The organism is Rhodococcus sp. 05-339-2, from assembly GCF_002258965.1.
Classification (GTDB): Bacteria; Actinomycetota; Actinomycetes; order Mycobacteriales; family Mycobacteriaceae; genus Rhodococcoides.
On the sequence record NZ_NOYW01000021.1, the window covers coordinates 19,284 to 28,834 of the forward strand.

Annotated in this window: 13 protein-coding genes and 1 tRNA gene; 9 read left to right on the forward strand and 5 right to left on the reverse strand. The window is 65.8% G+C overall.

Annotation, left to right across the window (positions count from 1 at the left end; translation table 11 throughout):
• The first annotated feature begins 39 nt into the window (after positions 1 to 39).
• The 8 genes from clpS (at position 40) to CH273_RS24530 (ending at position 5,895) form a co-directional block, all read left to right on the forward strand.
• Positions 40 to 399: an ATP-dependent Clp protease adapter ClpS gene (gene clpS / locus CH273_RS24495; protein ID WP_179275547.1), complete on the forward strand. Its 360-nt coding sequence runs from the start codon at positions 40 to 42 to the stop codon at positions 397 to 399.
• A gap of 41 nt (positions 400 to 440) precedes the next feature.
• Entirely contained in the window at positions 441 to 1,010 is a 570-nt protein-coding gene (gene aosR / locus CH273_RS24500; RefSeq protein ID WP_032394662.1) for an oxidative stress transcriptional regulator AosR, read from the forward strand.
• Between the two features lie 9 nt (positions 1,011 to 1,019).
• Positions 1,020 to 2,105 (forward strand): P1 family peptidase, encoded by a 1,086-nt coding sequence (locus CH273_RS24505; RefSeq protein ID WP_032394661.1) that lies wholly within the window; start codon positions 1,020 to 1,022, stop codon positions 2,103 to 2,105.
• 59 nt (positions 2,106 to 2,164) lie between these two features.
• The gene (locus CH273_RS24510; RefSeq protein WP_032394809.1) at positions 2,165 to 2,794 is read left to right on the forward strand and encodes a rhomboid family intramembrane serine protease; all 630 of its coding nucleotides are present in this window, start codon (positions 2,165 to 2,167) and stop codon (positions 2,792 to 2,794) included.
• A 112-nt stretch (positions 2,795 to 2,906) separates the two neighbouring features.
• Positions 2,907 to 3,665 carry a cyclic nucleotide-degrading phosphodiesterase gene (locus CH273_RS24515; RefSeq protein ID WP_176459274.1) on the forward strand — a complete coding sequence of 253 codons (759 nt, stop codon included), beginning with the start codon at positions 2,907 to 2,909 and terminating at the stop codon, positions 3,663 to 3,665.
• A gap of 21 nt (positions 3,666 to 3,686) precedes the next feature.
• On the forward strand, positions 3,687 to 4,472 hold the full coding sequence (rph, locus tag CH273_RS24520) for a ribonuclease PH (RefSeq protein ID WP_032394660.1): 786 nt from the start codon (positions 3,687 to 3,689) through the stop codon (positions 4,470 to 4,472).
• Positions 4,465 to 5,079: an RdgB/HAM1 family non-canonical purine NTP pyrophosphatase gene (gene rdgB / locus CH273_RS24525; RefSeq protein ID WP_032394659.1), complete on the forward strand. Its 615-nt coding sequence runs from the start codon at positions 4,465 to 4,467 to the stop codon at positions 5,077 to 5,079. The genes rph and rdgB overlap by 8 nt, the downstream gene beginning before the upstream one ends.
• Before the next feature lie 9 nt (positions 5,080 to 5,088).
• Complete coding sequence (locus tag CH273_RS24530; protein ID WP_032394658.1) at positions 5,089 to 5,895, forward strand: esterase/lipase family protein; 807 nt, start codon at positions 5,089 to 5,091, stop codon at positions 5,893 to 5,895.
• A 2-nt stretch (positions 5,896 to 5,897) separates the two neighbouring features.
• Here the strand turns inward: CH273_RS24530 and CH273_RS24535 are convergent, their stop codons facing one another.
• From CH273_RS24535 to CH273_RS24550, 4 genes are all read right to left on the reverse strand, one after another.
• Entirely contained in the window at positions 5,898 to 6,251 is a 354-nt protein-coding gene (locus CH273_RS24535) for a DUF3817 domain-containing protein (protein ID WP_032394657.1), read from the reverse strand.
• Positions 6,248 to 6,649 (reverse strand): glucitol operon activator, encoded by a 402-nt coding sequence (locus CH273_RS24540; RefSeq protein ID WP_032394656.1) that lies wholly within the window; start codon positions 6,647 to 6,649, stop codon positions 6,248 to 6,250. The genes CH273_RS24535 and CH273_RS24540 overlap by 4 nt, the downstream gene beginning before the upstream one ends.
• Positions 6,650 to 6,738: 89 nt before the next feature.
• Positions 6,739 to 7,398 carry a maleylpyruvate isomerase family mycothiol-dependent enzyme gene (locus CH273_RS24545; RefSeq protein ID WP_032394807.1) on the reverse strand — a complete coding sequence of 220 codons (660 nt, stop codon included), beginning with the start codon at positions 7,396 to 7,398 and terminating at the stop codon, positions 6,739 to 6,741.
• A gap of 65 nt (positions 7,399 to 7,463) precedes the next feature.
• Positions 7,464 to 7,545: transfer RNA gene (locus CH273_RS24550), tRNA-Leu, on the reverse strand.
• Between the two features lie 93 nt (positions 7,546 to 7,638).
• Here CH273_RS24550 and CH273_RS24555 point away from each other — a divergent pair.
• Positions 7,639 to 8,430 carry a TetR/AcrR family transcriptional regulator gene (locus CH273_RS24555; RefSeq protein ID WP_032394806.1) on the forward strand — a complete coding sequence of 264 codons (792 nt, stop codon included), beginning with the start codon at positions 7,639 to 7,641 and terminating at the stop codon, positions 8,428 to 8,430.
• Here CH273_RS24555 and CH273_RS24560 read toward each other — a convergent pair.
• The gene (locus tag CH273_RS24560; protein ID WP_143546266.1) at positions 8,397 to 9,128 is read right to left on the reverse strand and encodes a hypothetical protein; all 732 of its coding nucleotides are present in this window, start codon (positions 9,126 to 9,128) and stop codon (positions 8,397 to 8,399) included. The genes CH273_RS24555 and CH273_RS24560 overlap by 34 nt on opposite strands.
• Positions 9,129 to 9,551 lie beyond the last annotated feature (423 nt).

A 9,551-nucleotide genomic window follows, 5' to 3' on the forward strand; every position in this document is an offset into this window, starting at 1 on the left:
GCGTGGGACGCTGGCCCGATACGCCGTACCCTGTTGGGCATGCCTTGGTTGACGGTGGATGGATCGCTTCTGCCCGTGGACGGCTTCTCGGCAGCGGATGTCGTCGCCGCGTCTCCGCAAGCGGTCCCGGCACAGACCGAGGCCGTCGCGGCCGACGAAGCGCACGACACCCCCTGGGTCACCATCGTCTGGGACGATCCGGTCAACCTCATGCACTACGTCACCTACGTGTTCCAGAAGCTCTTCGGCTACAGCAAGGCCAAGGCCACCGAGCTGATGATGCAGGTGCACTCCGAGGGCAAGGCCGTGGTGTCGAGCGGAGAGCGCGACGCGATGGAGAACGATGTTCGACGGCTGCACGCGGCCGGTCTGTGGGCCACCATGCAGCAGGACAAGTAACCAGCTCACCACCTCTTCGTCAGTGAAGGACATCAGCAACAGTGCGCACGTGGACGAGACGGAATTCGTTGTCCGGGGTCAAGATAAAATCCGAGATCGATGCGCGTGAGGCTGCCGTGCTTCGGTCTCTCGTCGGCTCGGTTCTCGGCTTGCTGCGTGACCGTTCCGCCGCCGCTCCCACCGACGAGCTCGCAGCGCTGACCGGTCTGCGGACCGGCCACAACAGTCCGCCCGAGGATGCCGCGCTGGCCCGGCTGCTGCCGGACTTCCATCGCGCCGATCCCGACCGCGACGAGGAGGATCCGACCGATCTCAACGGGGCTCTCCGAGGACTTCACGAGCCCGAGATCATCGACGAGAAATTGGCTGCCGGATCGATGATCCTGGCCACTGTTCCCGAGTCGGGTGGCAAGATCGTGCTGACCCAGGAGCAGGCGGACGCATGGTTGACCGGTCTCAACGACGTGAGGCTGGCGCTCGGCACGACGCTGGGGATCAGCGCGGACACGCCCGACGTCCTCGACGAGGGTGATCCTCGCGCTCCGCATCTCGACGTGTATCACTGGCTGACCTGGATGCAGGATTCTCTCGTGCAGGTCCTCATTCCCTAGGACGCGCGCGTGACCGCTGCATTCCAGACACCCGGACCACGGGACAGCCTGACCGATGTGACAGGTCTGCTGGTCGGCCATCATCACGACCTCGACGACGACGCCACGATGGGGTCCGGTTCGGCCACCGGTGCCACCGTGGTGCGCGCACTCGGTGGAGCGACGGCCGCAGTCGACGTCCGCGGCGGCGGGCCGGGAACGCGCGAAACCGATCTGCTCGATCCGAGCCATTCCGTGCAGCACGTCAACGCGATTCTGCTGACCGCGGGCAGTGCCTACGGGCTGGCGGCCGCGGACGGCGTCATGCGATGGCTGGAAGAGCACGGCCAGGGCATTCCGATGGGCAGTCCCGATCATGTCGTTCCGATCGTGCCGGCCGCAGTGATCTTCGATCTCCCGGTAGGCGACTGGGCGGCACGTCCGACGGCGGAGTTCGGTTACCTCGCTGCCGCCGCAGCAGCAACCGAATTCGAGACCGGATCGGTCGGAGCAGGAGTCGGTGCTCGCGCCGGAGTGCTCAAGGGCGGCGTCGGTACCGCCAGCACGGTGATCGAGGGTGGCCCTGCCGACGGAGTCACCGTGGCGGCACTGATGGTGGCCAATCCGGTGGGGGCCGTGTTCGATCCGCGCACGGGGCTGTTGTGGGGAACCGGCACGCTCGGACCCTCAGCATTCGGTATGCGCAAACCCGACGTCAACGAGGTGTGGACCGCGCTGGCGCTCGAACCCAAGGGCACAGCGCTCAACACCACGATCGGTGTTGTCGCCACCGATGCTGCGCTGTCGTCGGCGTCGTGCAAGAGGATTGCCGTCGCCGGTCACGACGGTCTGGCGCGTGCGGTTCGACCGGCACATTCCCCACTCGACGGCGACACGATCTTCGCCGTGTCCACCGGCACCAGACCCGTCGGCCCGGAGTCCTCGGTACCCGCCGCGTTCTCGGTGGAACTCCCGGTACTGGCCGCGGTCACCGAGGCCGCGGCGATCGTCGTCGAGCGCGCCATCGTCCGGGCCCTGCTCGACGCCACCTCGGTGGCCGGCATTCCTACGTATCGCCAGATCTTCACGTCCGCGTTCGGTGGCTCGGGAGTCTGAGGGACTCGGGCGTGTCACCTCTGCCCGGTACCGTGGTGGGACCGAATTCGGAGGCGATCATGAGCGAGATCAGTAACCGTCCTGCCCAGCGTGAGCGGCCGGTCTGGATGCAGGCCGCCATGCTGGTGGGAGCATTCACGGTGCTGCTGTGGGTCATCGAGTTCATCGATGTGGCCAGCGGATCGAGACTCGAACGCAACGGCATCGAGCCGCGCTCGGTCGAGGGGTTGTGGGGCATTCTGTTCGCGCCCGTGCTGCACGACGACTGGCAGCATCTGATCGCGAACACCGTGCCCATCGTCGTACTCGGGTTTCTGGTGCTGCTGTCCGGACTGACGCGTGGGCTGGCGGCCACCGGGATCATCTGGGTGGTCGGTGGGTTCGGTACCTGGCTCACGGCCTCTTCGTACACCAATACGATCGGTGCCTCGATCCTGATTTTCGGCTTCATCGCCTACCTGCTCGTCCGCGGCTTCTTCACCCGCAGACTCGGCCAACTCGCGATCGGCGTCGTAGTGTTCGTCCTGTACGGCAGCGCCCTGTGGGGCATCCTTCCGAGCGAGCCGAACGTCTCGTGGCAGGGACATCTGTTCGGCGCGGTGGGCGGAGTGGTTGCCGCTCGACTGTTGTCCGCCGATGCGCGGGCCGAGCGGGCGCGGATGAAGTCGCTCGACCGGCCCACTCCGTAGGCGCTGGGTAACTACGGACACACCTGTCGCCTGCGGTGAATTTCGCCGACTCGCGCTGTGAATACTGCCCGAACGTTTCGAGCGATGCGCTCGGCGTGGCAGCATGGCTTTCATGCGAATTACCGTCCTGGGATGTTCGGGCAGTGTGTCCGGACCCGATTCGCCCGCGTCGGGCTACTTGCTGGAAGAAGAGGAGACCTCCCCGGTCGTCCTCGACTTCGGTCCCGGCATCCTCGGGGCATTGCAGCGCTACGCCGATCCGGGAGATGTGAGTGTTCTGCTCTCACATCTGCATGCCGATCACTGCCTCGACGTTCCGGGGCTGCTGGTGTGGCGGCGCTACCATCCCACTCCGCCGGAGGGACGAGCGATCGTCTACGGACCGAAGGACACGGCGTTCCGGCTCGGCGTCGCCTCGGCCGAGTGCGGTGGGCAGATCGACGACATGTCGGACACCATCGACCTGCGTCGCTGGGTGGACGGCCGCACCGTGGAGTTCGGAAAGTTGTCGATTCTGGCTCGGCAGGTGTTCCATCCGCCGGAGTCCTACGGCATGCGCGTCACCACCGCGCAAGGCCGCACGTTCGCGTACAGCGGAGACACGGGAATGTGTCAGGCGGTGCGAGAACTGGCGGACGGAGCCGACGTGTTCCTGTGCGAGGCGTCCTGGACCGACAGTCCCGAGCGGCCGGAGGGAGTGCACCTGTCCGGAACCGAGGCCGGCCGAATCGCGCGAGATGCAGGGGTGGGGGAGCTGCTGCTCACACATATTCCACCGTGGACCTCACGGGAGGATGTCATCGCCGAGGCGAAGGCAGAGTTCAGCGGACCGGTGCACGCGGTACTACCAGGGGACGTCTTCACCGTCTGACGACGCGCTAGGCTTCGAGTCGTGTCCAGACGAGAAGACGGCAGGGCGGACGACGAGCTCCGCACCATCAAGATCACCCGCGGATTCACCAGCCACCCGGCAGGGTCGGTGCTGGTCGAGTTCGGCAACACCAGGGTGATGTGCACGGCCAGTGTCGAGGAGGGTGTGCCGCGCTGGCGAAAGGGATCCGGTCTCGGCTGGCTCACCGCCGAATACGCGATGCTCCCCGCTGCAACCCACACCCGTAACGGCCGCGAGTCCGTCAAGGGCAAGGTCGGCGGCCGCACCCAGGAAATCTCTCGATTGGTCGGACGCTCACTGCGAGCTTGCATCGATCTCGCTGCGATCGGCGAGAACACCATCGCTCTCGACTGCGATGTCCTCCAAGCCGACGGTGGTACCCGCACCGCGGCCGTGACCGGTGCGTTCGTCGCTCTCAACGATGCAGTCACCTATCTGCGCGCCGCGGGACGACTGGCCGATCCGCAGCCGATCTCGTGCATGATCGCCGCGGTCAGCGTCGGCGTCGTCGACGGCCGAGTGCGCCTCGATCTGCCCTACGAAGAAGATTCGCGCGCCGAGGTCGACATGAACGTCGTCGCCACCGACACCGGCACGCTGGTGGAAATCCAGGGAACCGGGGAGGGCGCGACGTTCCCGCGCACCACACTCGACAAGTTGCTCGACTCCGCATTCGTCGGTATCGAGAAATTGTTCGAGGTGCAGAAGGAAGCCTTGGCGTTGCCGTATCCGGGCGAACTGCCCGAGCCTGCAGCCGCGGATTCGAAGAAGAAGTTCGGTGCCTGACTCGAAGCTTCTGGTAGCGAGCCGGAACGCGAAGAAATTGCGCGAACTCCGGCGGGTGCTCGACGCCGCCGGAGTGGCCGGAATCGAACTGGTGGGCCTGGACGAGGTGCCGCCGTTCCCGGAGGCTCCCGAGACCGGAGCGACCTTCGAGGAGAATGCGCTCGCCAAGGCGCGTGACGGCGCGGCGGCCACCGGAATGCCTTGTGTGGCAGACGATTCCGGGATCGAGATCGATGCCCTGAACGCGATGCCCGGGGTGCTCTCGGCGCGCTGGTCCGGTACGCACGGGCAGGACGAGGCCAACACCGCACTGGTTCTGGCGCAGTTGAGTGACACCCCGGACGAGCGTCGCGGAGCCGCATTCGTCTCGGCGTGTGCCCTGGTGATTCCGGGCGGCACCGAGACGGTGGTCCGGGGCGAATGGCGCGGGGTAGTGGGCCGAGAGCCAATGGGGGAGAACGGCTTCGGCTACGACCCCATCTTCGTGCCCGAGGGCGACGGCCGCAGCGCCGCGCAGCTGAGCCCGGAGGAGAAGGACGCCGCCTCGCATCGTGGTCGCGCGCTTCGCATGCTCGTTCCGAGCCTCGGCGAGCTGGCGGGGCGGTAGCTCGTGGCTATGCGAACCGTTTCGATGCGGACATCGGTTGTGTTCGCCGCCGCAGCCGCACTGTGCCTGGCGGGCACCCCGGCCGACGCGGCACCCGCGGCCGGCTCCTTCGCCGAGGCTCTCGCCTATTCGATCGCGCATCCTGGCGTGACGCCTCCGGGCGCGAACAATTTCTCGTGTGTTCCGAGCGCGCAGCATCCCGAGCCGGTGGTGCTGGTGCACGGATTCCTGGAGAATTCCTACGACAACTGGGCATCGCTGTCGCCGACGCTGGCCGAGGCCGGGTACTGCGTGTTCGCCATCGACTACGGCAACACCGGGCCGGTTCGGGCGTTCGGTGCGCTCGAACCCATTCCCGAGAGTGCCGCGGAATTGTCGATGTTCGTCGATTCCGTACTGGAGGCGACGGGCGCGCAGAAGGTGTCGATCGTGGGGCACTCGAAGGGCGGCACCGTGCCGCGCTACTACGCCCGCTTCCTCGGCGGAGACCACACGGTGGCACGGATCGTGGCGTTGTCTCCACCGAACCACCCGACGGCGGGCCCGCCCACGCAGGACGACGTGCTCGAGCGTCTGAACGAGGGCAGCGACACCGTCTCGGGTATCGACTACACCACCATCGTCACCCGGTACGACCAGATCGTGGTTCCGTACACGGCCTCGCTGCTCAGCGGCGCGGGAAACACCAACGTGGTGTTGCAGGACCTGTGCCCGGCCAACGTCGTCGAGCACACGGGAATCTCGTACGATCCGCTGGCTCAGCGGCTGGTGCAGAACGCATTGGATCCGGAGAACGCGCAGCCGGTCGACTGCTGACGTCAGACGCCGAAGTCGGCTTTGACCTGCTTGGTGCGCTTGTGCTCGACGTAGAAGGACAGGAACGGGATGGTCCCGGCGAGCAGTGTGCCGATCGTGCGGGCGGCGGGCCACCGCACCTTGATGGCGAGATCCACCGTGAGCACGAGGTACACGAGGTAGACCCAACCGTGCACGACGGCAATCCAATTGGGCACGTTCTCGACCTTGAAAACGTACTTGGCGACCATCTCGGTCACGAGAACGAGCAGCCAGATTCCCGTGGCGTAGGCCAGAACGCGATAGCGCAGCAACGCGGAAGCGATCTTCTGGGTCTTGTTCGCAGACGCCTGCGTCTTGTCCGGTGCCGAACTCACGTGGTGCTCCTGTCGGTCCCGCGGGATTCGTTCAGCTCCGCGAGGTAGCTGTTGTATTCGAGCAGTTGCCTGGCTTCGGGATCGTCGAGGTCCCTGGCGTCGGCCGCCGGGGCCTGCCGCTGGGGGAGCAGGTCGAGGGGCACCTCGGTGGGTCCGTCGGGCCGCACTGCAGCCGCCTCGTCGGAGTCCTCGTCCTCGAGGCGGACGAACTTGCGGTAGGCGTAGACCACGAACACTGCGAACAGGGGCCATTGGAACGCGTATCCGAGGTTCTGACCGTTGCCGCCTACTGCCTCGAAGCGTTCCCACTGCCACCAGCCGAGTCCCAGGCACACCGCCGCGGACACGATGACCAGCGCAATCAGTGCTGGCCGACGGTTCGGGCGGGAAGAAGTCACCCTTCGACGGTACCGGAGGTACTACTACTGGAGGTAGTCGCGTGCTGCGGCCCGGCGGTGATTCTCACCATGGACGGCTCGGGTGCGACTCATGCCCGACGACGGTTGGCCCGTGCCTGGGCGAGTTGCTCGGCCCCTGGCCCGGTCACGTCGGTGAGAGCGCTGCTCCGTCCGGTCAGAACCAGTGCCAGGGTGCCGGCCGTTCCTTCGATGACCGGGCCCTCGCCACGGCTCCAGTCGAGATCGGTCGCGCGCCATTGCAGCCGAAGTTCGGGGCCTTTGAACGGTGCCGCGCCGGTTGCGGGTACCAGGGAGTCGAGCATGGTGATCATGCGTTGCTCGGGGACGTGGTGTTCGATGCCCAGCGGCCTGCACACGTCGAGTCCGTGCACGATGACGTCGGACAAGGGGGCGAGCGGACCGTGGCCGGGCGGGGTGAATTTCTTGTCTGCGTGAGCGGTGAGCAAGGCGGGCAAGTCGTCCTCGTGCTCGCGACGAACGCGCGTGGTCATCAGTTGATTGGCGCGGTCGAAGTTGCCGCGCGTACGCACCATGACCAGTCCGAACTGCCAGAGCGGGACGATCAGCGGCACCACCAGATGGGCGGCGACGTCGCGGACCGTCCAGGCCTCGCACAGCGAGGGTGTGTCCCATTGTTCGGGAGTGAGAGTCTCGAGAGTCGTTGCGAGAGAACGTCGTTCGTCGGAAATCTCGGCGAAGATCGCGTCGTCGTCGGGGTTGCTGGACATTCGAGCCGCCTTCACACGTCGGAACCTGCAGAAGTCTCGAGAAAATCCGGGTCGAACGACCGTCGTGCGCGAGGGGGGACTTGAACCCCCACGTCCGAAGACACTGGAACCTAAATCCAGCGCGTCTGCCAATTCCGCCACTCGCGCGTGCCGATGAAGTCTACAACCTGGGTGGTCACCGTCATCGGTGCGGGCGAACGTTGCAGGTGTACACCGTACGGCCCCCGCTACACTCGGCGAGTGGCATCGAAAAAGGACGTCCCCTTCGACCCGGCCCGGACCCTCGGGCTGCTGTGGCGAGTCGACGCCAAGCCGAGTCGCACCGGACTGAGCGTGGATGCGATCGTCGACGCCGCCATCGAACTGGCCGATGCGAACGGCCTCGAGTCGGTATCGATGCGGAACGTGGCCGAGCATCTCGGGGTCGGCGCGATGTCGCTCTACACGCATGTGCCGGGTCGGGAGGACCTGGCCGATCTGATGATCGATCGAGCGCTTGCAGGTCTCTACTCTCGCGTCGACGAGCCGTCCTCCGTAGCCGGCGGATGGCGTCCCGCGATGCACTTCGTCGCCGAGCGCAATTGGACTCTGTACCAACGGCATTCGTGGCTCCTCGGAGCGGAGGGTGCACGCCCCGTGCTCGGTCCGCACACCAACGACAAATACGAGGCCGAGTTGCGTCCCCTGGTCGGCATCGGCCTGAGCGACGTCGAGATCGACTCCGTTCTCACGCTGGTACTCACTCACGTCTCCGGAACCGCGCGAGCCCTCGCCGGCGTGGCGCGTGTCAAGGAACAGTCGGGCATGTCCGACGCCCAGTGGTGGGCGGCTACCGCGCCGATCCTCGAACGGGTCATGGAGCGCGAACGATTTCCGGTGTCGTCTCGGATCGGGACGGCCGCGGCGACGTCGTACGACGCCGCCAGCGACCCCGTGCACGCCTACCGGTTCGGGTTGGAGTGCATTCTCGACGGCGTGGAGGCACTGGTGTCTCGCGGTCAGGCTGCCGATCGCAGTTCCGCTTCGGAGTGACGCTGCTTCGGCTTGCGTGATTTGTGCTGGTATCGCCAGACGGCATGCTCGAGCGAGGCGAGATCGGTGCCGAGTGCGTTCGCTGCCGCTGTGAGGATCACGGGGGAGCGGTCCTCGGCGATTCCGGCGGCGAGGTTCCGGTGGAGGGGTTCGAGAGCGTCGGCGACGAACGAGTTCGAATGGGCGGTCGCCTTGTCGGTACGCACGCCGAGATTGACGAGCATGCACTCCCAGGTGGTCTCGCCGAGACCGGGGATCGCGCGGAACGCCTCGAATTGTTCTTTCGTGTGCTGCTCGAAGTCGGTCGAACAGCTCAACCCCACCGAGATCAACGTCTGTGCCGCCACGGCTGCAGCAGCTGCCTTGGTTCGACTGTTTCCCGGAACCAGTTGACGGTTGGACAGAATCTCCACGGGTAGATCCGGAGTAGTGGTCAGTTCGGCGAGGGTTGTCAAGTCGTCGAGTCGGTTATCGCCGCGATGCGATCTCCATCGTTGGACCACCGCGCGGACCCCGCTGGTCGGGCCCCCGTACGCAGCCCGTGCGGAGAAGATTGCATCCAGCAACGCCGCCTCGCTCTCGCCGCGCCATCCCGGTGTCCAGTGCGGCGAACGCGATTGCGGCACATGCGATTCGATGTGCAGAATCATCGCGTCGAGTTCGTCCACGGTGCAGATGTCCGTTACCGATGAATACATGAATTCCCCCCGGAGTTCGTGGACCGCTCTCGGCGATGAGCGGCTCGTTCGCACAAGGTAGAGGACCGCACCGACAAGGTCGCGTGGCGCTCGTCTGTGCTCGAGATCACATCACGAAAAGATAACGAAAAATGCGAGGCTTTCCTCATGTTCTGACGTCGCGCCCGATGCTCTCGCCAGCGTGGATGTGGGTTACCGACGAGTCGGGTAAACAAAAAGTAAAGCCGGTTCGAGCGACGTACTCGCTGGTAGCACTCGGACGTCCGAGCAAACCTGAGGATTTCCTCATGATTTTGTGTCAACCTTGAGCAGCGCGGAGAAGACCTGTCGACGAGGACCGGCTCACCGCTTCGCCCCTGTTGCCCACGACGCGCCAGGGCAGTCATCACAGCGAACGCCCCGACCCCCGAGGCGTCCACGAGA